This window comes from Psychromonas arctica (genome assembly GCF_036697365.1).
GTDB lineage: Bacteria > Pseudomonadota > Gammaproteobacteria > Enterobacterales > Psychromonadaceae > Psychromonas > Psychromonas arctica_A.
Window position 1 is genome coordinate 1 of record NZ_JBAHZA010000021.1, and the last position, 25,836, is coordinate 25,836.

General features: G+C 37.5%; 23 protein-coding genes. 9 read left to right on the plus strand and 14 right to left on the minus strand.

Going from position 1 to position 25,836, the window contains the following annotated elements; genetic code table 11:
- Positions 1–750: 750 nt before the first annotated feature.
- From V5290_RS16095 to V5290_RS16105, 3 genes are all read right to left on the minus strand, one after another.
- Positions 751–1,614, minus strand: a complete 864-nt coding sequence (locus V5290_RS16095) for a YicC/YloC family endoribonuclease (RefSeq protein WP_333388116.1) — start codon at positions 1,612–1,614, stop codon at positions 751–753.
- A gap of 319 nt (positions 1,615–1,933) precedes the next feature.
- A complete protein-coding gene (locus V5290_RS16100; RefSeq protein WP_333388119.1) occupies positions 1,934–2,764 on the minus strand; it encodes an HDOD domain-containing protein in 831 nt (276 codons plus the stop codon).
- 151 nt (positions 2,765–2,915) lie between these two features.
- Positions 2,916–5,258 (minus strand): fatty acid cis/trans isomerase, encoded by a 2,343-nt coding sequence (locus tag V5290_RS16105; RefSeq protein WP_333388122.1) that lies wholly within the window; start codon positions 5,256–5,258, stop codon positions 2,916–2,918.
- A gap of 199 nt (positions 5,259–5,457) precedes the next feature.
- On the opposite strand from V5290_RS16105, the gene V5290_RS16110 reads away from it, so the two are divergent.
- The 3 genes from V5290_RS16110 to dapB all read left to right on the plus strand — a co-directional run bounded on the left by V5290_RS16110 (position 5,458) and on the right by dapB (position 6,882).
- Positions 5,458–5,670, plus strand: a complete 213-nt coding sequence (locus V5290_RS16110; protein WP_333388124.1) for a DUF1289 domain-containing protein — start codon at positions 5,458–5,460, stop codon at positions 5,668–5,670.
- A gap of 148 nt (positions 5,671–5,818) precedes the next feature.
- Positions 5,819–6,142, plus strand: coding sequence for a DUF2956 domain-containing protein (locus V5290_RS16115; protein ID WP_333388127.1), 324 nt, complete (start codon positions 5,819–5,821; stop codon positions 6,140–6,142).
- 8 nt (positions 6,143–6,150) lie between these two features.
- Positions 6,151–6,882 (plus strand): 4-hydroxy-tetrahydrodipicolinate reductase, encoded by a 732-nt coding sequence (gene dapB, locus V5290_RS16120; protein WP_333388129.1) that lies wholly within the window; start codon positions 6,151–6,153, stop codon positions 6,880–6,882.
- 64 nt (positions 6,883–6,946) lie between these two features.
- Here the strand turns inward: dapB and V5290_RS16125 are convergent, their stop codons facing one another.
- The 9 genes from V5290_RS16125 to V5290_RS16165 form a co-directional block, all read right to left on the minus strand.
- Complete coding sequence (locus tag V5290_RS16125; RefSeq protein WP_333388132.1) at positions 6,947–8,044, minus strand: MFS transporter; 1,098 nt, start codon at positions 8,042–8,044, stop codon at positions 6,947–6,949.
- A 63-nt stretch (positions 8,045–8,107) separates the two neighbouring features.
- Complete coding sequence (locus V5290_RS16130; protein ID WP_333388135.1) at positions 8,108–9,013, minus strand: cyanophycin synthetase; 906 nt, start codon at positions 9,011–9,013, stop codon at positions 8,108–8,110.
- Positions 9,013–9,861 (minus strand): hypothetical protein, encoded by an 849-nt coding sequence (locus tag V5290_RS16135; RefSeq protein ID WP_333388137.1) that lies wholly within the window; start codon positions 9,859–9,861, stop codon positions 9,013–9,015. The genes V5290_RS16130 and V5290_RS16135 overlap by 1 nt, the downstream gene beginning before the upstream one ends.
- A 9-nt stretch (positions 9,862–9,870) precedes the next feature.
- The gene (locus V5290_RS16140) at positions 9,871–10,371 is read right to left on the minus strand and encodes a hypothetical protein (protein WP_333388140.1); all 501 of its coding nucleotides are present in this window, start codon (positions 10,369–10,371) and stop codon (positions 9,871–9,873) included.
- A gap of 1 nt (position 10,372) precedes the next feature.
- Positions 10,373–10,828 carry a YHS domain-containing (seleno)protein gene (locus V5290_RS16145; RefSeq protein WP_333388142.1) on the minus strand — a complete coding sequence of 152 codons (456 nt, stop codon included), beginning with the start codon at positions 10,826–10,828 and terminating at the stop codon, positions 10,373–10,375.
- A 249-nt stretch (positions 10,829–11,077) separates the two neighbouring features.
- Complete coding sequence (putP, locus tag V5290_RS16150) at positions 11,078–12,571, minus strand: sodium/proline symporter PutP (RefSeq protein ID WP_333388144.1); 1,494 nt, start codon at positions 12,569–12,571, stop codon at positions 11,078–11,080.
- A gap of 242 nt (positions 12,572–12,813) precedes the next feature.
- Positions 12,814–13,809, minus strand: coding sequence for a DUF2860 domain-containing protein (locus V5290_RS16155; protein WP_333388147.1), 996 nt, complete (start codon positions 13,807–13,809; stop codon positions 12,814–12,816).
- Between the two features lie 32 nt (positions 13,810–13,841).
- Complete coding sequence (locus V5290_RS16160) at positions 13,842–14,057, minus strand: DUF3820 family protein (protein ID WP_333388150.1); 216 nt, start codon at positions 14,055–14,057, stop codon at positions 13,842–13,844.
- On the minus strand, positions 14,051–15,460 hold the full coding sequence (locus V5290_RS16165; RefSeq protein WP_333388152.1) for a PLP-dependent aminotransferase family protein: 1,410 nt from the start codon (positions 15,458–15,460) through the stop codon (positions 14,051–14,053). The genes V5290_RS16160 and V5290_RS16165 overlap by 7 nt, the downstream gene beginning before the upstream one ends.
- A gap of 130 nt (positions 15,461–15,590) precedes the next feature.
- Here V5290_RS16165 and V5290_RS16170 point away from each other — a divergent pair, with 130 nt between their 5' ends.
- On the plus strand, positions 15,591–16,478 hold the full coding sequence (locus V5290_RS16170; protein ID WP_333388155.1) for an EamA family transporter: 888 nt from the start codon (positions 15,591–15,593) through the stop codon (positions 16,476–16,478).
- 81 nt (positions 16,479–16,559) lie between these two features.
- Positions 16,560–17,216 carry an HAD family phosphatase gene (locus V5290_RS16175; protein WP_333388158.1) on the plus strand — a complete coding sequence of 219 codons (657 nt, stop codon included), beginning with the start codon at positions 16,560–16,562 and terminating at the stop codon, positions 17,214–17,216.
- A gap of 6 nt (positions 17,217–17,222) precedes the next feature.
- Here V5290_RS16175 and V5290_RS16180 read toward each other — a convergent pair whose 3' ends face one another.
- Both V5290_RS16180 and V5290_RS16185 read right to left on the minus strand, forming a co-directional pair.
- Positions 17,223–17,747, minus strand: a complete 525-nt coding sequence (locus V5290_RS16180; protein WP_333388161.1) for a lipocalin family protein — start codon at positions 17,745–17,747, stop codon at positions 17,223–17,225.
- Positions 17,748–17,883: 136 nt separating this feature from the next.
- The gene (locus tag V5290_RS16185; protein ID WP_333388164.1) at positions 17,884–18,897 is read right to left on the minus strand and encodes an AraC family transcriptional regulator; all 1,014 of its coding nucleotides are present in this window, start codon (positions 18,895–18,897) and stop codon (positions 17,884–17,886) included.
- A gap of 355 nt (positions 18,898–19,252) precedes the next feature.
- On the opposite strand from V5290_RS16185, the gene V5290_RS16190 reads away from it, so the two are divergent.
- From V5290_RS16190 to gmk, 4 genes are all read left to right on the plus strand, one after another.
- On the plus strand, positions 19,253–20,233 hold the full coding sequence (locus V5290_RS16190; RefSeq protein WP_333388167.1) for a rhodanese-related sulfurtransferase: 981 nt from the start codon (positions 19,253–19,255) through the stop codon (positions 20,231–20,233).
- Between the two features lie 445 nt (positions 20,234–20,678).
- Positions 20,679–24,008, plus strand: coding sequence for an MHYT domain-containing protein (locus V5290_RS16195; protein WP_333388168.1), 3,330 nt, complete (start codon positions 20,679–20,681; stop codon positions 24,006–24,008).
- Between the two features lie 23 nt (positions 24,009–24,031).
- Positions 24,032–25,015, plus strand: coding sequence for a two-component system response regulator (locus V5290_RS16200; RefSeq protein ID WP_333388170.1), 984 nt, complete (start codon positions 24,032–24,034; stop codon positions 25,013–25,015).
- A 171-nt stretch (positions 25,016–25,186) separates the two neighbouring features.
- Complete coding sequence (gene gmk, locus V5290_RS16205) at positions 25,187–25,813, plus strand: guanylate kinase (RefSeq protein ID WP_333388172.1); 627 nt, start codon at positions 25,187–25,189, stop codon at positions 25,811–25,813.
- Positions 25,814–25,836 lie beyond the last annotated feature (23 nt).

The window sequence follows — 25,836 nt, forward strand, 5'->3', positions numbered from 1 at the left end:
AATTATACCAATTGCATTAAATAAGTGATCTAAATTTTGCGCAGGAAAAATGACTTAGTTTAAGGCGTAACTTAAGCCTTTCGACGATTAACTTCGTTAATAGTTGTTCTATTTACGAAAGTTACAACGAAGAAATAAGTTATTTTAACAAGTAAAATAGATCAGTTACTTAGTGTGATTGGTATTATTTTATACGACTAATATTTAGCTTATTAGAGTAGATATTGGTTTGTTGTAGCGAGGTAAAGCTGGCTACTCATTTGTAAGTTTCTTGAATGTTTATTGCAGGTTAATGTCTGTTATGCCGGTACAGCTTACTTTACATATTTAAAATTATGCATAAACCCTATACCGTTTTTTGCCTCTAACCACCATTGAACGCAGCCTCGCTTTACCCCAAAGCGAGTTAGACATTTATAAAATATCACTAATATAACCTAGCCATAACATATGTAATAGGGGGTGTACGCTCAGAAGAATAGACCATTCCCATCTTAAAACCGTCCTAAATCGCCTTTAATTAGTGATTACAGTTTAGTTGCTGTTAGCTTCCCCATTTTGATTCCTTAAACAGTATTTCTGTTAAATACACTCTTTAGTTTTGATCACCTTTTTAATTATCACAAGGTTTATTTGAGCCTCTTTTTGATCACCAATTATAGTGGAACAATACTGAACAAAGTAGAACGACAAAAAAAAGAAAAGCCTGCAATAGCAGGCTTCTTGGGTATTATGAAATATCTTAGAATACTATTCGATATTCTGCACCTGTTCGCGCATTTGTTCAATTAATACCTTACATTCAACAGCTGCAGCGGTGATGTCAGTATTAATTGCTTTAGAGCCTAATGTGTTTGCTTCACGATTGAACTCTTGCATCATAAAGTCTAAACGACGACCTATAGCACCACCTTTTTTTAGGACATTACGTGCTTCAGAAACATGAGAATCTAATCGGTCTAACTCTTCTGCTACATCTGATTTTTGTGCTAGCAGCACTAACTCTTGCTCTACACGTGTTCCATCTAAATCTACTTTAGCATCTTCAAACTTTTTCAAAATACGTGCTTTCTGCCAAGCATGGACAGCAGGCATAAAGTCACGAACTTTCGCTGCTTGTTCGCTAATATTAGTTAGGCGTTGCTCAATAAATACGCCTAAGTTTGCACCTTCTGCTGCACGAGAGTCGATGAAATCATTTAACGTGCTTTCAAAACCAGCCATAAGCTCAGCACTTACTGCATCAATATCTTGCTCTGGTGCTTGCATGACACCCGGCCATTTTAAGATATCAACAGGATTAATTTGGCCTGTCCCCATCTGTTCTGTAACCCATTGCGCATTATGTATTAGTTGAGTTGCTAGTTCTTGATTCATATTCAGGCATGTACTACTTGTCGAGTTAGCATCAAAACGCAAACTACATTCGACTTTACCGCGTTCTAAACGCTTACGAAATGTATCTTTTAGTTTTGTCTCTAAACCACGAAATTGCTCAGGCAAACGAAAATATGTTTCAAGATAACGTTGGTTCACAGAGCGGATCTCCCAAACTGCTGTCCCCCAATCACCTTTTAATTGCTTGCGTGCAAATGCCGTCATACTATAAATCATACTTTCCCCTCTCAATTTGAATAACGAGTATAACTGACTATTCCCCAAACATGCTACGTCGAGCTGCAATTTGCTATAGATTTAATATAACAAAAACCTAATGTGTCATTTAATGTCATATTTTTTAATGGAAGATCAATTCCAATCAGAAAAGTATCGATGAATTATAAAATAAGAAAGTACTTTTTATAGACAGTGAACGCACTAGTTTATTTCGTTTGTAAGTTGACGAGTGTTTTGAGGGGAGAAGGAAATGGCTAAATAATACACTTAACCATTTCATTTGAACCTGTAAAAAAGAAGAGGTTTCTACTTTGCTTTAACTTTTGATATCACGAGCTAGTGTTTGTCCTTCTTCAATCATCTTAGCAAAGGTTTCTAACAGCCCTTCTTGTTTTAAATTGATTGCTTGAGTTAATGGCTCCGGGAAACGTTTAATAATGGTTTCAGGTGGCAAATTAAGCGACCAAGCAAAACGGGTAAAAACTGAAAGGCGAATCAATACTGCTGCTTGTGAGGTATTTTCGTACTGCAATGGATCTAATTGCTGTTCAATAGCATCAACAAAGACCGATGAGAAGCTCCAATGTTTTGCTAAAGCAGCGCCAACTTGTGTATTATCAAAGCCTAACACTTCTCGTTCAGCGTATAAACGAGGTTGTCCAGCATCGATAGCAATTTTAATCAATCCACACTCATCTGGTTTAATCGTTTGTAATAAAAGCTCACCAATATTATGCATCATGGCGCAAGTGAAAGCGGTATCGCTGTTTATGTTTGTATGTTTTGCTAAATGCTTAGCAATACTCGCAGTAATAAAGGTTTCTTCCCAAAATTTGTCTTTATCGAAATTAGGCGTATCAGGAAATACATTTGATAAAGTGGCTGCTACTACAATACTTCTGACTTGGTTAAACCCTAAGCGAATAACAGCTTCTTCAATGGATTCGACCTCTTTACCTCTTCGGTAAACAGCTGAGTTAGCCATACGGATCACCTTCGCACTAATCGACTGATCTTTTGCTACTTTTTTAGCAATATCTTCCACACGGGTATCTTCATCAGAAAAAGAATCCATTAATTCCAGAAGAATTAGCGGTAAAACAGGTAACTTTTTAACATCTTTAAAAAGATCAGCGGTGAGTTCCATTATTGTACTTTGCCTATTGAATAATTAATCTAATAAAATAGTGCTTAATCTAACTAAAATCAAACAAAAAACACCCAATAAGAGATAGTTTTATAAAGAGTTATGATAAATGAAAATATAAAATAAATATCATAACCCTAATAAAAGAACGTTAACGATTTATAAGGCGATTATAGTCAAACAAGCCATATTCGATAGGATCTTGTTGCAGGTACAGGTCATGCAGATGATCACTTACTTCCCAAAATTCAGGGTTACTTCTACGTATGCCATAGGTTTCCATCAAGGTTGCGAATTTTTCTTTATCAGTTGCTGTAAAGAACAAACTGACAAAATCCTCTTCATCTGCGGCATTTACCTTAAAAATCAGCCCAGGATAAGTACCTAAAAACCCTTTGAATATTTCAGTATTATCTTTGGAAGTCAGCCGATTAGCAGCTTCGTTTAACAAGCTTGAAACATTTTCATGCTCGTTATGACGCAATATTGTATAACCTCGATCTTCACCATTATCATCTTCTACAACAACGAATGACACTTGCGGCAATGAAAGTACCACTGAATTATCTAAATTGTTCAAACGTTTCAGCATTAAATCTTCCTGCGGTATTCGATATTGTACATTTTTAGCACGCAGCATATCCGCATCATAAACATAATGTTTTAGTTTATTTAATAACTCTACTTTCGGAAAACCTGTTTTAAACTCAATCCCAGATGGGCGAGCGTTCATTAGATTTTTATCGTTTAAATATTCGCTTAGTTCTTTAGTAGCATCTATATACCAGCTTGTTAATACTGGCTTTCTATATTTACTCGGAATGAAAGAGATAAAATTTGCTTCTGACTCGATACGTAAAAAATCCATGTATAAACGGGTTGTTAATTGATGTCCAACATTGCCGTAGACATCAAACCCTGCCACTAATAGATAATGAATTCGCTCTAAAATCGGGTAATCAATTAGCCAAGCCGTTTTAGGCTGCTTACCTACTGCACCTTTTACTACAGTTGCACTATCAATATGGCGAAAAACAGTTAATGCGGCATTATCATTACCGGACCAGATATTATCTAACGTTAAACCTTCTTCATGGTCCATTTCACGTTTAATAAAGTCACTTTTTGCTTTAACGTATTGTTTGTTACCTTTAGCATAAGACAACCATTCTGTTAACGATAAGTTATCACTACTCGACTCTGCTGGTAATCTCAAATTATTTGCTTGCTGATACACAAACTGGTCAACATCTTTATTACCACTAGACTCTGGATCAACAAAGAAGACCCAGAATTTATCATTGATAACGTTCACTGCCACTTGTCCGCGACAAACAGGGCCTTTAATAAAACCGCCAATAGTGAAATATGCTTCCTGCAACATGAACTGATAGCGTGAGTAAGTAGGGATATCTTTGAATACCAAGAACGGATTAAAATCACTGTAATCCGGTAATGAATTCACAGTGAAATCAGCATCATAAAAAAGCTCATCCCACAGTTTTTCTCGTTGTTCGTTAAATACGTAAGGTAAATTAGTTTTAGCTAAGGTAATCGCTCTGTCTAAGACTAAACGATAATAAACACGATCAACTTTAGGGTCATCATATGGACGACGTGTAGCAATCACTTTTACTGGCTCACCAGGTGGGGTAGATGAGCGTATCAAGTGAAAGAAACGCGGTGGCGTCTCTGTACTAATAGGTAAAGCGTCAAAGTAAATATGCCCGATAAATAAATGTTCATAAATATAACGAGCCACTAACTGTTCTTTACGCGAGTCGCCGTTGAGTTTTTTCTCCCAATGGTCAACCAATTTAACTGCTTCATTTGACAATGCTAATGGTTCAGACATCGGAGCACCGCGAGAAATCCATTGTTCTAATGTTTTAAACTCGTCATGACTTAAATTGGGCAACCCATAAGGCATGCCAGACAAAGGAAAGTCTTCTTCATATTCACCTAACTCATTAATATCAGGACACTGATCTTGTCTACTTAAGGAATAATTAAACTGTTCTGGTAATACACCTTGTGGCTGAGGATGGCGCTCTTTTTGCAGTAAGAGTTTATACATTACACTGCCTTGTAGATTAGCAAGCATGGTTTGATCGCGCTCATTGATAACCGATTTAAAACCTTTATGGCGCCACTCTTCTGTATCATGAGCATCTATGAATAAGCGTGAAGGTGCTGCACCGAGAATACGTTGACCATTGTAAACAAGCTCTTTACTTGCACCGCGGTCAATCCCTTCAGGCGAGGAAAGCTTTAATTGGCAAGGGGCATCATAACAACCATGACAAACCACACAGCGTTTTTCTAATAACGGCATGACTTGGTCGCGGAACTCTTCAGCTAGGGTGTCATCGACACTTAGTTGCCTTGGTCTTGGTTGCTCTTTTCCATAATCTTTATTAAGTTGATCTTCGACGTCGGAACAAGCGTTAAGTAGTAAACTGCACAGTAATACAATTAAAACTTTAAAAGTCATGAATAGGCTCTCTAAAATTGCTAGAATATGGGATTAATTTATTAAAATGCATGTTAACTATATATCGAATTTGCTATACAACGGACTGTATAGAAGCAGAAAGTAGCTCATGATTATTTTTATAATCTATTTAAACACGAGTTAAACGAGACCGCTACCTAATGCGTGGTCTTATGATTAAAAATACAAGGTACATTAAATGAAATTTAGTCCGTGCACAGGTGATTGTACCAGTGATAAAAAACAATGCGGTGGGTGTGGTCGAAGTCGAGACGAAATCACTGAAACACAGATTATTACTAAATTATTAGTAGAGCATTTAGTTAAATATAATTACGATGATCCTGAAATTTTTTTGGAAAATATTACTACAAAGGCAACTAAGCGTTCTAAGAATGCTCAAAAAAAGTAGCCAACGCTTTACTCGGAGAGGGTACCAAGAAAAGCGGCAAGAAAAAGTCTAAGAAGAAAGCACTTAAGCAATTAAAGAAATTGCAGAAGAAACAAAAAAAGAAAAATAAAAATAAAAAAGACAAAAAATAACATAAAGAAGACCATCAATGGCTAAATATACTAAACCTGCAATATCACAAGAAACCCAAGATGAAGCACTTGCCATGGCTAAAAAGGTACAAAAGCCAGGGCAAACCAAAGAGCAAACCAAACTGGTCGCACAAGGTATTCAAAAAGGTATTGCTGAATATAAAAAATTAGCTAAAAGCAAACAGCGTGATGCCAACAAGGCAAAAAAGAAACAAGCGCCCATTGTAGATGCTCAACCCGATACAAATATCCCTCATAAATCTAACACCTCTATTCTACCTTGGGCCTTATTGGCGATAAGCTGGATTGGATTTGTCTGTTACCACTTTTTAAATCAATAGGAACAATCATGGTTAAAGTAATTGTAAACGGCGCCAAAGGCCGTATGGGCAGTGAAGCCGTCAAAGCAGTGAATAATGATAGCGAATTAGAACTTGTAGCAGAATGTGACTTTGGGGATGACTTAGCAGCATTAATCCAGTCCACTGGAGCCCAAGTTGTTGTTGATCTAACTGCCGCCTCTGCTGGCTTTAACAATACGCAAACAATCCTTAATGCAGGAGCTTGCCCAGTTATCGGTACCAGTGGTTTCCTTGAGCAACAGGTTGCAGAGTTACAAGCCTTAGCGAAAGAAAAGAAACTGGGTGGTTTGATTGCTCCTAATTTCTCTATTGGTGCAGTATTAATGATGAAGTTTGCAGTACAAGCAGCGAAGTACTTACCTGATGTTGAAGTCATTGAAGCCCATAGTCCACAAAAAGAGGAAAGCCCATCAGGTACTGGCATCCGTACTGCAGAGCTAATTTCTGCAGCTCGTACTAAAGCAGCAACGCCTTGCAGTGATAAAGAGTTAATCGAGGGTGCTCGTGGCGCAGAGTTAAATGATGTGAAATTACACTCTATCCGTTTACCGGGTGTTGTCGCACAACAAACAGTATTCTTTGGTGGATTAAGTGAAACCTTAAAAATCGAGCATAACTCACAGCATCGAGAGTCGTTCATGCCGGGTATTTGTCTTGCGTGTAAAGAGGTCGTTAAACGCAATGAACTCGTTTACGGGCTAGAATACTTGATGGATTAACCCAATCCATCTTCAAAACAACAAAACGCCAGCAATTAGCTGGCGTTTTTGATCCTAACCACATTTATTTAGTTGATTTCCCGTATACGAAATAAACGAGCGCTAAAGGTGTACAAAGGTAATAAATTACCTGTAACTGATGAATGGCAGTATCACTACTCATGGTCAATGCGGCAATCATGCTGAAAAAGACCACTAACATAAACTGAGAGTAATAACTTTTACAAATGATGTAGCGGGTGGGTTTGTCTTGACGCGCAATATCATAAAATCGCTTATTAAATGCCAGACGGAAAAAGTTACTTAAAAAGGCGGCAAGTAATAAAGCACTGTACATCAAACTCCTATCCATCTCAGTGTCGAGAAAACCTCTAATTGCCCACGAGACGGCATAACCTAATACGGCCGTTAGATAGATTTTTTGTGTCTTAACTCTATCAATATATTTTTTAATAACAAAAAAGATCAATGCTAATAAAATACTTAAAGCAATTAAGATAAGTCCCAATTGCATTACATTCTCTTGGGTTAACATATAGATGGTTAACATCCAAAAATAACTTTCTAAGAATAAAAATAACCCATCCACAACAAAAATTAACGATGAACGATGTTGATCCTGAAATTTAACCACTTGCTTTAGAGTAAAGGCAGGCACTTGTTTTAGTTTTTCAAGCTGCGTATTACGACGTAAACTTTTGTGTACTGATAAAAAACCTAATATCGACAGCATAAAAGAAAGCAATAACACACCGCTAAAGTACTCCATCCCCAACAAATAACTACCGATTAGCACACCTATTTTTAATGCAAAAACCACCAGTATTTGAAAATTACCGAAGGTATTACCGGTGTTTTTATCTTCGGTGATGGCTTGGAATAATAGACGCTGAGTTGACCAATAGAAACACCCTGCCGCACCGTTTATTAACGCGCCAGCAGTCGTGACTAGCGTATCGCTACCCCATATTAATGACGCCACAAACAAACTTTGTAGAATAAAGGACAAGCTAATTAACTGAGTCCAATCATGCTGTGCACGTAGACGATCCCAATAATATAAAGCAACGACAAAGCCAACAGCTGTTAAGGCGATAAATGAAGAAATGTCACTAATGGTTAGGCCTTTATCCCACAGAATGACTGCAATGAATAAAGGCATTAACCCTAACAGGAACGAATGAAATCCTGTAAAAAGATAAAAGGTGCGTGTTAAAGCAGACACTTAGAAGGTATCTGACTGTTTAACTTCTAGTGCATCTAACTCGTCAAAATAGTCACTAAGGTCTTCAGCTTCTCCATAACGAGGATAAGCGTGCATTTTTAAGTATGGTCGAGAGTTTACTTCAAGAAAAATGCATTGTTGGTCACGATAATCAAACTCGATCCCTTTTTCGAGAATGACATCAATCCCCAAAATATTAGCATCAAACAACGTTAATACATTTTTAAATAAGGTTTCATTTGCTTCAGGCAGTAATTGTTTATTAATCACTTCGACAACGCCACCCGGTGCTAAGGAGATACGGTAAAATAGGGTCGCTCTTTGGTCTGCTTCTAAAATTGAATCAAAGTTTAAGCCCTGTTTAGCCAGGAAAGCACGTGATTGCGCGGTTTCTTTGAGTGGCGAAATAACGGGATAGAGTTTCATTTTCTCTCGAATCGCATTTTCTTTATTCATTAACTCACGAATGGTCGACGTGCCATCGCCTTTTACCGAAGGTGCATAACGTTGCAATACCGACACGATTTTGCCATTAGCAACGACTACTCGATAGTTTTTGCCTTCTAAAAACTGCTCAACAACAGTGAACGGCCACCACAATTTAGCTAAAAAAATAGCTTTCCATAACGCTTTGTAATCTCGAATAGGGAAGTGACTACCGCGAGAGAAACCACTGACATTAGGTTTAATCACCAAAGGAAAACCATGTTGCTTAGCAAAACGAATCGCTGTAAATGGATTAAAGAAAATCATTCCCTGCGCATGAGGGATGTTACCTTGTTTGAATCTATCTCTTGCTTGCTCTTTACTTCTACAACTTCGACGCACTTCTAAGCTGTTGTAGTTACTACAACCGCCCATGAATTTTTTACTGATCCAAGCATAAATTATTTTTTTAATATTCATTAAGAAAGCTCATTTTTTAGTTTCGATTTTAATAATCGAGCGGATTGTAGTTTTTGAAAGAAAATAGATTTCACTGGTTGCGAAGCGGGAATATCTTTAGTCACTAATGCTAATTGTTTCATACTCGCAAAGACAAATTTTAATTGCGTCTTTAAAGGCGTATCTTGAATCAATAAGACTAATGGCATTGGTACATACACATTAATTTCCACAATAGAAAATTGCTCATTGAGTAACGCTGTTAAAGAGTCCGCGCGAGCACAAAAACGCGCAATCCGAAATTGACCTATTTGCGAAAATATACTTTCTATTTTTTGTATTTGTTCTGTTGTTAGCTGATCCATGCACGATTTATAATAGGTATCACTATTGTAAATACCGTTTACAGGCATTTCATCATCGCTACTGTTACAGGTTTCTGTGACCGATATAATAGCCGATGAATGATTCGATGTAGCACCTGGAATAAAGAAAATTTCATATTCTCGTTTTCCAGTAGCAGCAGCTTGAATCAAATAACGAGGCCCATGTGTAGGACGCTTACTTCGATGTTCCTGTAATGCCTCTTTCGAATCTATACGGCATACACCTTGTGAGTTTTGTCCCCATTCTGGCTTCAAAAATACAGGGTAGGAGTCAGGTTGTTCAGCGGCTGCTTCCTCGCCTTTATCCAAAAATTGCAATAAACGCCACTGCTCAGGTATCAACAAATCCATATCTAACTTCGAAAAAATATGCAGATCTTGATTAAAGTAATTAGCGTTTAATTGAAAGTACTTCCAAGGTGCGACCAAAAATCGGCAACACCAAAAAATATAAGAAAGTACTAACGAAATACGTATTAACAAAAATGTTCCTTACTGGCTTACTTTATTTTTATAGTCACGATAGTTAGCAACAAATAAAATGAAACCTAAAATTAGAATAGAGACTGCAGCGAAGAAAAGGCTGCCACCATCACTTTTACCCTCATGAATCACTTCAACACCTAAAGGTGTAAATAGGTGAAAAAAAGCGGCGCCTGCCATGACAGCAGAAGACATCAAGCCACCAATTGCATGCATTAAAGAGCGACTTGGTGCGCAGGATAATACACCGGCTTTTTTAAGTACCCAAAACACCAGAGGTGATAATAACACCAGTGATGTAATTAACTCTACGCTACCAACAACATAAGCACCGTAATTAGCAAATAAGGTGCCTATTGTGTCACCTAAAAAACCTTGCATCCACGCGCCTATCGTACCAAAAATATGCTGTGTATCTGGGTGTAATGTAAACTTATAAGGTAGCGATAATAAAAAGACTTTAGCAACCCACAGTACAACGGCCCAACTAAAAATAGGTAAAAATTTCATGTTATTCCTTGTTTAACTTATTCCAATTAAGATCAGCTTGTTCAATAAACTTATCTTTGTCATTAACCCAGATAGCTTGAACAGATTCGTCATAGTTCAAGTAGAGTTTCCCTTTGTAAACACTCCAGAAAGCAGGCTTTCCAGGTGCCGTATTATCACTTGCCATCGCCCATGCACAGTAACCCCCATATTGAGGAGCATATTTCTCAGGGTCACCTTTAAATGATGCTAAATTTTCAGCACTTGAAAAGTACCAATCAGCACCTTGATATTCTAAGGTGTATTTACTGCTGCCTTCGACTGGCTTATTCTCAGTGAAGTAAGCAACAACATCATAACCACCAACCGCTTTATTGCTAAAATAACTGGTGTAAATTGCATCTGCTGCATTGGCACTTTGTAATAGTGCAAACCCCATCAATAACGTAATTTGTAATATCGACAATAGTTTTTTCATGGTGAATCCAGCCTTTATATAATTAAATGTAAACAACTAGACCCTAAAGCCACTATTTTTATTGCCTTTATTTATTAAATTTTTAACAAAATGGTCATAATAATCCCATTGCACCTTCTAAAAATTACTCATTATGGGCTATACAACTAACAATAAGTAAATACTAAAAGCCCCAGTAGTCAAACTGGAGATACAAAAAAGCCTCATTTAATGACTTAAATGAGGCTTTTATAGTGCGTAAAAGTTCAGTTATAACACGGCGAGTTTATCTTTCATCTCCTGATGTTTAGCTAACATGGTGTCACTTGGTCCATTACTTAATAGACTAGTGGTCACAATAGCGATTGTCGCAAACACGATGCCAGGAACAATTTCATACACATCAAACCAACCGCCAGTTAACTGTTTCCATACGACAATGGTGACACCGCCGACTAATATACCAGCTAATGCGCCAGCACGGCTCATACGTGACCAGAATAAGCTCAATACGATAACAGGACCAAATGCAGCACCGAATCCAGCCCAGGCATAAGAGACAAGACCTAATACAGAACTATCTGGGCTAAACGCTAAAAATAATGCAATTAACGATAAAGCAACCACACCTAGACGCCCTGCTAATACAACCTTCTCGGAGCTCGCTTCTGGGTTGATATGCTGTTTATAAAAGTCTTCTGCTAATGCTGAAGAAGAGACTAATAACTGAGAGTCCGCAGTACTCATAATCGCGGCTAAAATAGCAGCTAATAAAATACCTGCAACCACTGGATGGAATACACTGTTTACTAACAGCATGAAGATAGTTTCACTGTCTTCTAATACTCCACCTAAATTATTATCTACAAAACCAATACCGACTAACCCCACCAGAATAGCACCAACAATTGATAATGCAGTCCAAATGACAGAAATACGACGCGCAGTAGTCAAGTCTTTATTACTACTTGCAGCTTGGAAACGCGCTAAAATATGTGGCTGGCCAAAATAACCTAATCCCCATGCCACTAGAGAAATAACCCCTATTACAGTCACAGGTGTGCCATCAGTATTAGTGAACGCGGATAGTAATTCTGGATTTTTTTCGGCAAGAGAAGCCGTTAAATCACCTAATGAACCATCCATCGCAATTAATGGCACAGTAATGAGCGCAGCTGACATTAATAACCCTTGTACTAAATCAGTCCAAGACACTGCTAAAAAACCGCCAAATAAGGTATAAGACACCACACAAACAGTACCGATAATGACCGCAATCTTATAATCCAGGTCAAATACAGTTTGAAATAATTTACCACCAGCCACTAGTCCGGCACTGGTATAAAAGAGGAAGAATAATAAAATGAAGAAGGCTGAGATAGTTTGTAGTAACTTGCTTTTATCTTCAAAACGACGTGCAAAATAGTCTGGTAATGTTAATGAATCATTAGTCACTATAGTGTAAGTACGTAAACGCTTTGAACATATAAGCCAATTTAACCAGCTACCGACAAGTAACCCACCAGCAAGCCAAAAAGAACCGTAGCCTGCGACCAGAGCATAACCCGGTAAACCTAACAATAACCAACCACTCATATCTGAAGCACCTGCTGATATTGCTGTTGGCCATGGGCCTAATTGACGTCCCCCTAAGAAATAGTCAGATGAATTGACTGTTTTACGATAAGCCCAGTATCCGATACCCATCATCATCGCTAAATAAAAAATAAAAGTTGCGATCACTGCAACATTTTGGTCCAACATAAGAAATAACCCTCCTAAACACTACCCTGTGATAATTAGTATTAACGAGAACAACAATCATTCCTTAATTAAAGTCCTGCATATTACCCTAACAAAATAGTCATCAAATAGTCTGCTTTGTGGTTTTTTCGCTCAAAATTAAAACAACAGGGTTAACTTCAAGCTAATTTATGAGACATATATCACATTTTATGAAAGTGTGCCTTTAAAGGTTTTGTACGAAATATAGACACTTTAATGTCTTAGAACTGATAGGCCATGCCAGTCGATACAATAAAGCCATCACTGTCGTAAAACTTAATATTTGCGTCTTCTCTATTGTAGCCAAGCATTAAGGTCCAATCCCAGCCTCTCCAATTAAAAGGCCGTTTATAACTATAAAGTGAAAATAGACTAAGCGTATTAACCTGTTGTTTTCTATCAAAAATAGGGTTTATTTGTTGATGAAAACGCTTCCCTGCACTCAAAGTAGTGATTAAGGTATGTCGATCTCGAAATAACATAACAGCGACTTGAGCGGTATACTGATCATAACTATTAGCATCGCCCTGAGCATTGCGATGTGTATATTGCACAGTGGGTTTCAAGAAGAGTTCACGATCAATCGGAAACAGGGTTTCTAATTCAAATTTTTGATACAAACTATCACGCCTTAAAGAGGCGATCTCCTGATCATCCATTAACTGACTTTGACCACTTTCTTCATCCTCGATACTACTACTTGCCAGCGCATACTTAAGTGTAAAGGGAGAACCTAATATCCTTTCTACTGATATTCTCCCTCCGCCCACTCTCACATCGGTAGTATCCCGACCATTATTCTCAACAAATGGATCAGACCAAGTTTCATTTAAAAAAGAAAGCTTAGGGAAAAAAGCAAAAGTCAACTTACTACGATCAGAGAATTGGTGTATGACGCCGAGTTCATATTGAAATTTTGCCGTTGAAATTTGGTCTCGACTATTACCTAAAAAAAACTGAGTATTGAGGTTATTCATAGTGTACTGCACCCTTCCGAGGGGGTAAGTCAAACTAGAGCCAGAAAACTCGCCATTATTGTTTAAATTATTAGTGACTTGATTATCATCATCAGTATCAAATTGTGATGTGCCACCGCTATACCCCACATTCACACTTAATGTAACTTCCCAACCTGCCTCTTTGCTTAGTGGCTGTGCCACCACAATGTGGTTAACCAATAAAATGGGGATCGATAACCACTTGATAACTTGCAACATATTTCAACTCCTTTGATACACATTGTTCAGATTTATTTAATTAATGGCACAAGCATTTTTTCTAAACCATTCAATTTTATTTCATAAATAAGCGCGAGTTGTTGGCCCAACTTACCTTCAGGAAAGCCTTTACTGTTGAACCAAACCAAATAAGGTTCAGGTAAGTGAATTAGCTTGCTTCCGGCGTATTTACCAAAAGGCATAATCTGGTTAATTGCATCACTTAATGCTTTGGGATTATCTAACATGCATTGTCCTTTACACAGTCTTTGATCTGTTTCATTAAAACAGTTAGTTGATATTCTGTTTGTGTTGCCATGATCTTAAACCCTATATTTAAACGAAAACAATGAGGATAAAGATCCAAGGTACTAAAGTGCTCTCCAATACGAATATCCAGCTTATTCGCTAACGTCATCTTTCTTAACTGTTGAGTATTTAAGCCTGCCACTTCTATCCACAATACAAATCCGCCAGCAGGTTGACTAATTTTACTATTTTTAGGTAAATTTTCTTGTAAATAAGAGATAAATTGCAAGCTTTGTTGTTGCAAGTGTAAACGTATTTTTTTCAAATGCTGCAAATAATCACCACGCCGAATAAAATCAGCCATGGCCAATTGCAATGGAGATGTAATGCCTTGATTAGCAAAAAGACGATTTTCTAAGTAAGCCTGTAAATAACGTCCTGGTAAACACCAACCTAGCCGGTAACCTGCAGCAACAGTTTTAGAAAAAGACCCGCACCACAACACATAACCGTCACGATCCCAGTGCTTTGCTGGTAAAGGAATAACCCCTCGATAGCCTAATTCAAGATAAACATCATCTTCAATAATAGGTATTTGGTATTGTGTCGCCAATTCTACTAACTTTTGTTTTTGTAAAGCACTCATCGACAACCCTTGCGGGTTCATATGAGAAGTGCAAAACAGCCCTGCTTTAATCCTGCCCAATTGCATTTGATGTTGTAGCTGCTCAAGGTCAATACCTTGTTTTACTGATGGAATTTCAACAACACGGCGTCCCATGCTACCGAGCAAATCCAGTAAACCACTAAAACAAGGCGAGCTGATCGCCACTGCATCGCCGGCATTGGTGGTTATTTCAATTGCACTACGAATCGCATCTAAACAACCATGAGTGATCACTAGCTCCGTCGCAGAAAAATGAAAATCTATACCCTTAAAATGTTGACTTAAACTATCTCGTAATACGGCTTCACCTTGTGGATGCGGATAATGACTTATACGATGACCTTGCTGTTTCATGGCACGTTTAAAGCTTTGCTGTAACTTATCTACAGGAATTAACTCAGGATCATAACGTGCAATACCCAATGGGCAAGGGTCAACAAATGGATTGTATAATTGAGGTGTTTTAGGCTGAGTCGTTGTGCTTTGAAATGAGACTAATGTTGGTAATTTTATATTATCAGCCAGCACTGATTTTTGTGCCACGTAATAGCCTGATTGCGGCTTTGCAATTAACCACCCCAAAGACTCCAAGTGCTGATAACAATTTAAAGCAGTCGTCATACTGACACTATGTTGCTGCTTAAATTTACGTAATGAAGGCATTTTACTGTGCAGCGTTAACTGCCCCGCTTGTATTTGTTGCACACATTGTTCTGCTAGCTGTATATATCGCATAATTGTACCGCTTTTAAATAAACTTTTTGTATCTGTTATCTTTTTAAGCATGTTGGATAATATGCTCAAGGTCAAGCAACAACCTCTCGTCATTAACACATATAAACAGTGCATCTCTAAGGAATACACAATGAAAAAAAGCGATTTAATGTTAGGTATTATTGTTATGGTGGTATGGGGACTTAATTTTTCAGTGATCAAGCTAGGTGTTAATGAAATAGACCCTTTATTATTAACCGCACTCAGGTTTAGTTTAGTCGCATTGCCGGCAATATTTTTTGTTAAAAAGCCAGATGTTCCTTGGTTGTATTTAATCGCTTATGGCTTGATTTTTGCGATTGGCGTTTGGGGTATGGCCACTTGGTCTATAGAGGCTGGTTTAAGTGCAGGGATGGCTTCTGTCCTATTACAAATGAACGTCGCTTTTGGGTTATTCTTGGGCTTCTTTTTATTAAAAGAGCCATTACCACTCAACAAAATAATTGGTTCAGCACTAGCATTAAGTGGTTTATTAGTTAGTTTAACCGTCAACGACGGCTCAGTTACAAAAACAGGCTTAATGTTAATTTTATTGGCAGCTTTATCTTGGAGCCTTGCCAGTATTATTATTAAGAAAGCCGGCACCCAACAGATTTTTGCTTTTAGTTTATGGGCAATGGCCTGCGCACCGATTCCATTGTTTGTGATTGTTTACTTACAATCTGGCATTGATGTATTCATGCAACTTCCTGCTCAAGTTAATGGCCGTGTGGTTTTTTCAGTCTTATTTCAAGCTTATCCCGTTACTTTATTAGGCTATTGGATTTGGAATCGTTTATTAGTCAGTTATCCGTTAACCACCGTCGCCCCATTAACCTTATTAGTACCCATTTTTGGTTTATTAGGGGGAGTCTTATTTTATCAAGAACATATTGGCTTAATTAAACTTATCGCAACCCTATGTGTGATAAGTGGCATTTTTATTGGCTTTATTAACCTTAATAAATTTAAATATAAACCGACGTCAGCTAATCAATAAGTTACTTTTCACTCCTGATCAGATGTAACAAATTGGTTAGAGTAGGTATAATCAATTTTTTGCTTATTGAGAGTTATTCTTATGTCTTACCAAGCTGCAATTTTTGATATGGATGGTTTGCTACTGGATACTGAACGTGTCTGTATGCAAGCCTTTGAAAAAGCTTGCCAACAATTATCACTTCCCTTTGTTAAGAGCGCTTATTTAAAAATTATAGGTCGAAATGCCCAAGGTATTGAAGAAGCGATAATGGATCATTACGCGCAATATATTGATTATGCCCCCCTACGCAAAGCGTGGATGGATGGTTATTGGCCGATTGTAGAAACACAAGCTATTCCAGTTAAAGATGGCGTGATTGCTTTGTTAGAATGGTTTAAATCTCAATCTATCCCTGTCGCAGTAGCCACCTCGACACACCAACAGCTCGCGGCAACAAAGCTGAAGTTAGCCGGCCTTGACCATTATTTTGAACATATTAGCAGTGGCTGCGAAGTCACTAATGGTAAACCACACCCAGAAATATTTTTATTAGCCGCACAACGTTTACATATTGCACCGCAAAAGTGCTTAGCTTTTGAAGACTCTAGTAATGGCGTGATTTCGGCGTTAGCGGCAAACATGAAAGTGTATCAGGTACCAGACTTGGTAGTACCTGATGCTGAGATTATCGCATTAGGCCATCATATCAAGACATCACTTAATGATGTGTTGAATGACTTAAAACAGACAAGTTAGTATTTATTACAGAGCAGGCTGTTGATTAACAAAGATAAGCTGTTCTGTTTTAAAACCATATTGTTGAGCTGTATTAATAAAATCTTGTTTTACCTCATCACTAATTGTTGGTGTTCTCGATAACAGCCATAGATACTCATCATTATAACTACTAATAAAAGCATACTGATAGTCAACTTGATCCATTTTAAAGACGATATATGAACCATAAAAAGGACCAAAGAAAGAGACTTTTAAATGGCCTGTGTTTTCATCATCGACAAAATAAGCTTTACCCGTTGCCTCTTTCCACTGGTTATTTTCTGTAGAGTAACCTTTATTCACTACTTTAATACCACCATCTTCTCGCATCGAATAAGTTGCTGTCACTTGTTCTAAACCTTCTTCAAAAGAGTGGTCTAAACGAGCAATCTCATACCAAGTGCCTAAATACCGTTGGCTATCAAAATTCTTTACTGCTTGCATACCCTCAGGCATGCCGGTACAACCGACTTGAAACAAGATAACCACCATTAGTAATAAAAATTTCATTGACGCATCCTCTGATCATATTCATATTGATTAATACGAATATTAAAATAGATAAGACCACCATTAACTATACTTAACACATATTTTTACAGGTAATGGAGTCACCTAAACATCGATTATTTAAATAGTCACTCTTTCACCAAGCACTACTCTTCTTCAATAATTGTTGATCACGTAATCGCATATATTCCCTAGGGGTTATGCCACTCCAACGTTTAAATGCCCTAACAAAGTTATTCACATGGGTATAAGAAAGCTTTTCAGCCAATGCTTGATAATCATAGATATCTTGATCAATCAGTTCACAAGCCTGTTGAAACCTAACCTCATCAAAGACTTTACGTAGCGATGTGCCTTGCTCATGTAATTTTCTTTTTAAGGTACGTACACTGGTCCCTAATGAGTTAGCAATATTTTCAGCTAACCACCCTTGACCAAAATAATTTTGCTTTAATAGCAACTTAAAACTTTGCACAAAGCAATCCGGAATACAGTCTAATGGCGTGGCATTCGAAAAAACTTTACATAACTGGCGCTCTTCCAATAACTCATGCTCGATAGCAATAGCCGAATAACGTTGTCCTAACTCAACCTCGGAGTGACTAAAAAATCGAGAATGCTCAAGCCCTAAACCAGCCTCATCCTGCAATTTTATCTTTTTAGGCTGCCAGCCATGACCTGCATAGTGCTCAATGACCTTACACAATAAACTCAATACATGTTGCTCGGCTTGCCATAGCTTATCTTTAACATAAGGGTAATGTGGCCGGCAAATCCAAACGCATTGTTCACTCTCTTTCAGCCAAAACAAACTATTATTATTATGCAAACCAATTTTATGAATTAAAAAATGTAATGCCTGATATAAGTTATCGGCTTCCAATAACTGCTTGGTAAAAGCACCATATTCGGATAAGTGGCTATCCTCTGCTAATAAACCACCTAAGTGAGGCATTTTCTTCATTTCTGCAGCCATCTCTAAAAAATGCCAAACTTTAGTTTCTAAAATAAGTTGATTCGAATCATCTAAAGCAACGTGGTCTAATTCCGCTTTCTCTAATAAGGCTTCCACTGGCAAAGATAACGTACGCACATATTGCACAACGGTATTTAAATGACTTGCTCTAATTAAATGCAAACGTATCGGCATACATATACCTCCCCCTAAACTTTTGTTTTTAATAAAAATAGATTAATTCCAGTATAGACATTAAACACTAGCAATCCAGATTTCCTACCCATAAAAAGACATTTATTTACTTTTATTTGATCAAGAATCAATCTGCAAGCACGACTTTTTATATTTGATAAAAGAGGCAATGCTTAACCAACAAGGTTTAAGAAACTTGTTAAGTTTCAATTATTAATAATAATAAGGATACCACTACACATTTTCTTTCTATATTTAGATTAAAATAGAAGCAATATAAAAATTGCTTATGCGATTTCTATTCGTATAATGCGTGGCTAATTTACGTTTCGGTCCGTAGAACGAGGAAAAATACATGTCAAATACAGTTGTTTGTGCTTTATATAGGTTTGTTGAACTAGCCAATTACGAAGAGATTCAAGCCCCATTACTTAATATATTGAATGCAAACCAAGTTAAAGGCACTTTATTGTTAGCTAGCGAAGGTATCAACGGGACTATCGCAGGTGAACAAGAAGCGATTGATAACGTTCTAAATTGGTTAAAAGCAGATCCTCGTTTAACTTCTTTAACAGCTAAATTTTCATTTGATGATGAAAATCCTTTTTACCGCACCAAAGTCAAATTAAAAAAAGAGATCGTGACGATGGGTGTTGAAGGCATTGACCCTAATCGTACTGTTGGCACTTATGTAAAACCTAAAGACTGGAACGCCTTAATCAGCGACCCCGAGGTATTGTTGGTTGACACTCGAAATGATTATGAAATTAGTATCGGTACGTTTGAAAATGCAGTTGACCCGAAGACCACTAATTTCCGTGAATTCCCTCAATATGTTAAAGAAAACCTAGACCCAGAAAAACATAAAAAAGTGGCGATGTTCTGTACGGGTGGTATTCGCTGTGAAAAATCGACTGCCTACTTAAAAGAACAGGGTTTTGACGAAGTCTATCACCTAGAAGGCGGTGTACTGAAGTACTTAGAAGAAGTACCAGAAGAAGAAACAATGTGGAAGGGTGAGTGTTTTGTTTTTGATAATCGCGTGTCGGTTAACCACCAGCTAGAAAAAGGCCAATATGACCAATGTCATGGTTGTCGCTTACCCATTACAGAAGAAGATAAAAAATCAGAAAAATACATGCAAGGTGTAAGCTGTCACCAATGCCATGATTCGTTATCAGAAGAACAAAAACAGCGTTTTCTTGAGCGTGAAAAACAAATTCGTTTATCAGAGCAACGCGGTCAAAACCATATTGGTTCAGAAGCCGTATCACAACTTGAAGAAAATAGAGCGATTAAACAAGCTCAAAAAATGAAACAGCGCGAAAAAGCCTAACGCCATTGAGGTCAAGGCTAACTATAAAATAGCCTTCGGCCTCAACATCACTTATCCCGTTATGTTAATGACAATAAAATAAGTAAACACCTCACAAAAACCTACCCCATAAAAATAAAATATAAATAATCCCCCCATTTCTTGATATAGAACAAATTAGCGTCTAATGTCTAAGTTGATTTTATGAAAAAAACCATTTTTATAAAATAAAGGTCATTAATCAACAATATAGGTTTATTTTATTTAACGCTGGCCGATAAGATTAAATAAAACTATTTTAACTATAAAAACACCTCGTATATCGAGGTAATCGATAAAGAATTATGAACGTAAAATAACTATTATTTTCACTTCGCCTTTCTAATAAAACTTACCGATAACTAGTTAATTCATATTCATTTGGTGCTTTACGTAAGCATGTTTTTTCAAAATCGGTGCTTACTATATGTCAGAACAAATAATAGAAATTTTTCAATACAGTCAATATAATTTATTTGCAATCTCTAGCTACAACCCATGGCTAGTTTTAGTATCAATTAGTATTGCGATCCTTTCTTCTTTCATGGGGTTTCAAATTTCCCATCAAGCAAAAAATGCACCACCGACACGTAAAACAATTTCAATCTTAATTGGAAGTTTTGCACTAGGCGGCGGTGTTTGGGCTATGCATTTCATTGGTATGATAGCGCTAGAATTATGCACTGATATCACCTATAACGTCGAGATCACCGCCCTCTCTTTTTTGCCGGCTTTAGCTGCATCTTGGGTTGCTTTACACCTAATCACTCGCCCTTCTATTCAATCTAAGCAGCTTATTTTAGGCGGTATATTAGTAGGTTCTGGTATAGGTGCCATGCACTATATTGGGATGGCTGCAATGGAGATGGCACCACTATTACGATACAACCTAGGTATTTTCTTGTTATCGATACTAGTGGCAGTACTATTAGCTATGCTTGCTCTTTGGATCAGTTTTGGTCTAAATAGCCATCAATTAAACAAGCTCAGTAACAACCAAAAAATGGCTATTTCAAGCTGCGTCATGGGCCTTGCCATTGCCAGTATGCATTATATAGGCATGGCTGCTGCGCGCTTTGTGTTGCCACCTGGTATTGAATTGTCCGAACAAAGCAGTGATATCTCAACTGTTCTTGCTTTAGGGGTAACTGGCACGACGGTAACCATTATTTTTGTTATTTTAGGTGCGAACCTCATTTTTAAGTATAAAGATATTTCAAGTATCGCAACGAATAATGAACGCCGTCTACTCGCCACAATGAATACAGCACACGATGGTATTATTACTATCGATGCACAAGGTAATATTATTAGTGTCAATCAAGCAGTTTCACGCCTATTGTCATGGTCGGAAGATGAACTGATTGGTCAAAACGTGAAAATGATTGTACCTGGTACAGACCAACAACATCATGATCAATATATTGCAAACTACCTTACCTCACGACAAGCGAAAATAATTGGTAAAGGCCGAGAAGTTTTAGTACTAAGCAAACATGGTGAAGAAATACCAGTACATTTAGGGATCGGCCATATAGAGCTGAATGAACAAAGTATGTTTGTTGCTTTTATCTCAGACCTGCGTCAGCGTAAAGCATTAGAAACCACTTTACGCGAGAAAGAGGCTAAAATTCGTTCATTGATATCTAACATACCAGGTATTGCATATCGTTGTTACGATCGAGCTCCTTGGGCAAATATATTTATTAGTGATGAAGTAACAAATTTACTAGGTCCTCCTGCGGAAGACTTTTTAGGTGATAATCCTAAATATCGTATGAGTGAATTTATACATCCGGAAGACAAAGAACGTGTTATCAGTACCGATCTTCATCATCCAGATGGCTATCTATTAGAATTTAGAATGATAGATAAAAATAATGAAGTGAAATGGGTACTTTCTCACGGTCGCGCCTTGAAAATAGAAGATGGAGAGGGTTACTACCTTGATGGCTTCATCATGGATATCAGCGATCGAAAAAAAATGGAATCTGCTTTAATCACAGCAAAAGAAAAAGCCGAGCAAGCAGCGGCGACTAGAGCAGCATTTTTAGCGAATATGAGCCATGAGATACGCACACCAATGAATGCGATTATTGGCTTTAGTGACATTTTACTCGATGAAGCATTAAGCAGTCACCAGAGAAAGCAAATCTCTACCATTAACCAATCTGCTCGCTCACTACTGCATATTTTAAATGATGTACTCGATAGTGCTAAATTAGATAAAGGAAAGTTCCAATTAGAATATCGCGATTTTTATTTGGTAGAAGAAGTCGATTCGGTTGTTTCTACGCTTTGGCTTCAGGCACAACGCAAGGGACTACTACTAGAATTACTCATTGATGAGGATGTACAACAGTATTATCACGGTGTACCTGATCGTTTAAGGCAAGTACTTACTAACATTATCGGTAACGCCATCAAATTTACCGAAAAAGGCAGTGTGACCATCAAAATTAACAGTCCGCAGCCAGGTACTTTACACTTCGCTATCATAGATACCGGTATGGGGATGACGCAATCTCAACTTGAAAGCGTTTTTGAATCGTTCTCGCAAGCAGATGCATCTATGAGCCGTCGTTTTGGAGGCACTGGGCTAGGTACAACGATTAGTAAGCAATTAATAGAGTTAATGGGCGGCACCATTACTGCTAAGAGTGAGCTTAATAAAGGCTCTACCTTTGAGTTTACTGTGCCAATTACTAAAGCGAAGCAACCGAATGCGATTAAAAAACAAGAACACCATATTGACCTTCCGCAACTAAGTATATTAATTGTCGATGATATAGAGCAAAACATTGACCTATTAAAACTGGTGTTAAAACGTAATAAACATGTGGTTTCAGTGGCTATTAATGGCGAACAAGCGTTATTAAAAATGAAAAGTGAAGAGTTTGATTTGGTTCTGATGGATATTCAAATGCCTGTCATGGATGGATTAACCGCAGCTAAGCTAAGACGACAATATGAACAAGAAAATGGTTTATCACGATTACCTATTATTGCTCTCACAGCAGGTGTATTACCACAAGATAAAAAGTCAGCATTAGACTCAGGTATGGACGGTTTTACGAACAAGCCAATTAATGTGCCACAACTATTAAAAGAGATTACGCGAGTATTAACCGGTGGAGATACTCAACGTGTTGAAAGTACTCCTATCTCAGAAAGGCATTTACGAGTGGATCTTGATAAAGGGATTGAGCTATGGGGCTCAAAAACGTCTTTATTCAATGAAGTTACTCGCTTTTTAGTGCAATCTAAAGCAACTATCGATACCTTGCCGACATTGATTAAGTCGCATCAATGGTCCGCTTTAGAAGAAGCCGCTCATAAATATAAAGGAGTGAGTGGTAACTTAGCATTAAATAGATTAATGCAAGCTTTCAAAGGCTTAGAAGAAGCAAGTCAGAAAAAAGTGGAAGACCAAGCATCACACTTTTTAAATGAAGCCTTAGATGAGCTAAAAGCGATTAACGAATGTGCAGATAGAATGTATTCAAAAACACATAAAGCAGTTGAAATAAATCCTAAGAAACCTTCTTATACTGTTTTAATTGACGCATTATTAAAACTTGAAGCAAGCGTAAAAAATAACGAGTTTGATGATCAACTAATCGATTCATTAGAAGAATTAAAATCAGACAAAGAAACTGAAATAAATACAATTATAGCTGCCTGTAATGACTTCGAATTTGAAGTCGCATTAAATCACATAGAAGATTTAATTAAATCAATACAAGCGCTGACCTAAATTGTTTGACAGAGTAAAATTAAATGCCAAATAGTAAACCTAAGATATTAGTTGTAGATGACGAGCCTATTAACTTAAAAGTATTAAACAATATACTGAAAGACTTATATAAACTAATTTTTGCAAAAAGTGGTGCAGAAGCACTACGCCTCATTGAAAAAGAGACGCCAGATTTAATTTTACTGGATGTCATGATGCCGGAAATGACTGGTTATGATGTCTGTGAGCACCTGAAAAAGCAGGCTGTTTACAAGTCGATACCGATTATATTTGTCACCGCGTTAAACGATGCAATTGATGAAGCTAAAGGATTAAACTTAGGTGCGGTAGATTATATATTTAAACCTGTAACCCCTGCCGTTGTTAAAGCGAGAGTCAAAACACATCTATCATTAGTTGATATAGAAGAGCTGAAAAGAACGCGATTGCAAGTGATCCAACGCCTTGGTAAAGCATCGGAGTACAAAGACAATGAAACAGGTATGCACATCCTACGCATGAGTCATTATTCCAAAGTCATTTCACTCGCTTATGGTCACACGTTGAAGCAAGCAGATGATTTGTTACACGCTGCACCTATGCACGACATAGGTAAAATAGGTATACCCGATAGAATTATGCTCAAACCAGGAAAACTCACTGATGAAGAGTTTGAAGAGATGAAAAAACACCCTGAAATTGGTGCAGAGATTCTCGGCGAGTCAGATTCTGATTTGATTGAATTAGCCAAAATAGTGGCCATGACCCACCATGAAAAATGGGATGGTAGCGGTTACCCTAAACAACTCAAAGGTGAAGAAATCCCTATTGTTGGCCGTATAGTCGCACTTGCAGATGTATTTGATGCATTAACTAGCGAACGCCCCTATAAACATGCTTGGCCTGTTGAAGAAGCTGTTGACTTTATTAAGTCACAAAAAGGCAAACATTTTGATCCTGAACTTGTCGATATATTCGAACAACAATTAGATAAAATACTTGAAATTAAAAACAACTGGCAAGATTAAATACTCTCCTATTTTTAATGCCAAAAAGTAGGGTAAAAATAGTCATAAAAATTTTTCCAATATCAAAGACATTGGCCATAAAATAGGCCATAATTCGCCCCCATTAATCGGGCAGTTCAAAAAACAACCAATTCAACCGCCTATTTAAAAAATAGCTTCAGGAAATTAATTATGTCTCATGTCGGCACTCTTTATATCGTCTCAGCTCCAAGTGGTGCAGGAAAATCTAGTTTGATTCAGGCGTTATTAAGCGATTCATCAAACCAACCTTCTCAGGTGTCGATTTCGCATACGACTCGCTCTCCTCGCCCTGGTGAGGTGAATGGTGAACATTATCATTTTGTAAGTGAAACAGAATTTAAACAGTTAATTGAAGAAAATGCGTTCTTTGAATGGGCTGAAGTATTTGGCAATTATTATGGCACTTCACGCGTTGCTATCGAAGAATCTCTGGCTCAAGGTATTGATGTAATGTTAGATATTGACTGGCAAGGAGCAAGACAAGTCCGAGAAGTGATGCCTAATGCGAGAGGTATTTTCATCTTACCTCCTAACCGAAAAGAACTAGAGCTACGTCTGAATAAACGCGGTCAAGATAGCCAAGAAATCATTGCAAAGCGCATGCGAGAAGCACAATCTGAAATGTCTCATTACACTGAATACGATTATTTAATCGTCAATGACGATTTTGATACCGCGACTCAAGAGTTTTCTGCTATTGTACGCGCATTGCGTAATGAGCAAGAAAAACAAGCAATAAAACACAGCAAAACAATCAGCGCGTTATTAGAAGTATAATCTCTATACTAAGATGCTGGATC

What these genes read in the sequence shown, in the direction of transcription:
- V5290_RS16095 (WP_333388116.1), bottom strand. Translation starts at nt 1,614, where the DNA reads ATGATTTATAGTATGACGGCATTTGCACGCAAGCAATTAAAAGGTGAT.
- V5290_RS16100 (WP_333388119.1), bottom strand. Translation starts at nt 2,764, where the DNA reads ATGGAACTCACCGCTGATCTTTTTAAAGATGTTAAAAAGTTACCTGTT.
- V5290_RS16105 (WP_333388122.1), bottom strand. Translation starts at nt 5,258, where the DNA reads ATGACTTTTAAAGTTTTAATTGTATTACTGTGCAGTTTACTACTTAAC.
- V5290_RS16110 (WP_333388124.1), top strand. Translation starts at nt 5,458, where the DNA reads ATGAAATTTAGTCCGTGCACAGGTGATTGTACCAGTGATAAAAAACAA.
- V5290_RS16115 (WP_333388127.1), top strand. Translation starts at nt 5,819, where the DNA reads ATGGCTAAATATACTAAACCTGCAATATCACAAGAAACCCAAGATGAA.
- dapB (WP_333388129.1), top strand. Translation starts at nt 6,151, where the DNA reads ATGGTTAAAGTAATTGTAAACGGCGCCAAAGGCCGTATGGGCAGTGAA.
- V5290_RS16125 (WP_333388132.1), bottom strand. Translation starts at nt 8,044, where the DNA reads ATGCCTTTATTCATTGCAGTCATTCTGTGGGATAAAGGCCTAACCATT.
- V5290_RS16130 (WP_333388135.1), bottom strand. Translation starts at nt 9,013, where the DNA reads ATGAATATTAAAAAAATAATTTATGCTTGGATCAGTAAAAAATTCATG.
- V5290_RS16140 (WP_333388140.1), bottom strand. Translation starts at nt 10,371, where the DNA reads ATGAAATTTTTACCTATTTTTAGTTGGGCCGTTGTACTGTGGGTTGCT.
- V5290_RS16145 (WP_333388142.1), bottom strand. Translation starts at nt 10,828, where the DNA reads ATGAAAAAACTATTGTCGATATTACAAATTACGTTATTGATGGGGTTT.
- putP (WP_333388144.1), bottom strand. Translation starts at nt 12,571, where the DNA reads ATGTTGGACCAAAATGTTGCAGTGATCGCAACTTTTATTTTTTATTTA.
- V5290_RS16155 (WP_333388147.1), bottom strand. Translation starts at nt 13,809, where the DNA reads ATGTTGCAAGTTATCAAGTGGTTATCGATCCCCATTTTATTGGTTAAC.
- V5290_RS16160 (WP_333388150.1), bottom strand. Translation starts at nt 14,057, where the DNA reads ATGTTAGATAATCCCAAAGCATTAAGTGATGCAATTAACCAGATTATG.
- V5290_RS16165 (WP_333388152.1), bottom strand. Translation starts at nt 15,460, where the DNA reads ATGCGATATATACAGCTAGCAGAACAATGTGTGCAACAAATACAAGCG.
- V5290_RS16170 (WP_333388155.1), top strand. Translation starts at nt 15,591, where the DNA reads ATGAAAAAAAGCGATTTAATGTTAGGTATTATTGTTATGGTGGTATGG.
- V5290_RS16175 (WP_333388158.1), top strand. Translation starts at nt 16,560, where the DNA reads ATGTCTTACCAAGCTGCAATTTTTGATATGGATGGTTTGCTACTGGAT.
- V5290_RS16180 (WP_333388161.1), bottom strand. Translation starts at nt 17,747, where the DNA reads ATGAAATTTTTATTACTAATGGTGGTTATCTTGTTTCAAGTCGGTTGT.
- V5290_RS16185 (WP_333388164.1), bottom strand. Translation starts at nt 18,897, where the DNA reads ATGCCGATACGTTTGCATTTAATTAGAGCAAGTCATTTAAATACCGTT.
- V5290_RS16190 (WP_333388167.1), top strand. Translation starts at nt 19,253, where the DNA reads ATGTCAAATACAGTTGTTTGTGCTTTATATAGGTTTGTTGAACTAGCC.
- V5290_RS16195 (WP_333388168.1), top strand. Translation starts at nt 20,679, where the DNA reads ATGTCAGAACAAATAATAGAAATTTTTCAATACAGTCAATATAATTTA.
- V5290_RS16200 (WP_333388170.1), top strand. Translation starts at nt 24,032, where the DNA reads ATGCCAAATAGTAAACCTAAGATATTAGTTGTAGATGACGAGCCTATT.
- gmk (WP_333388172.1), top strand. Translation starts at nt 25,187, where the DNA reads ATGTCTCATGTCGGCACTCTTTATATCGTCTCAGCTCCAAGTGGTGCA.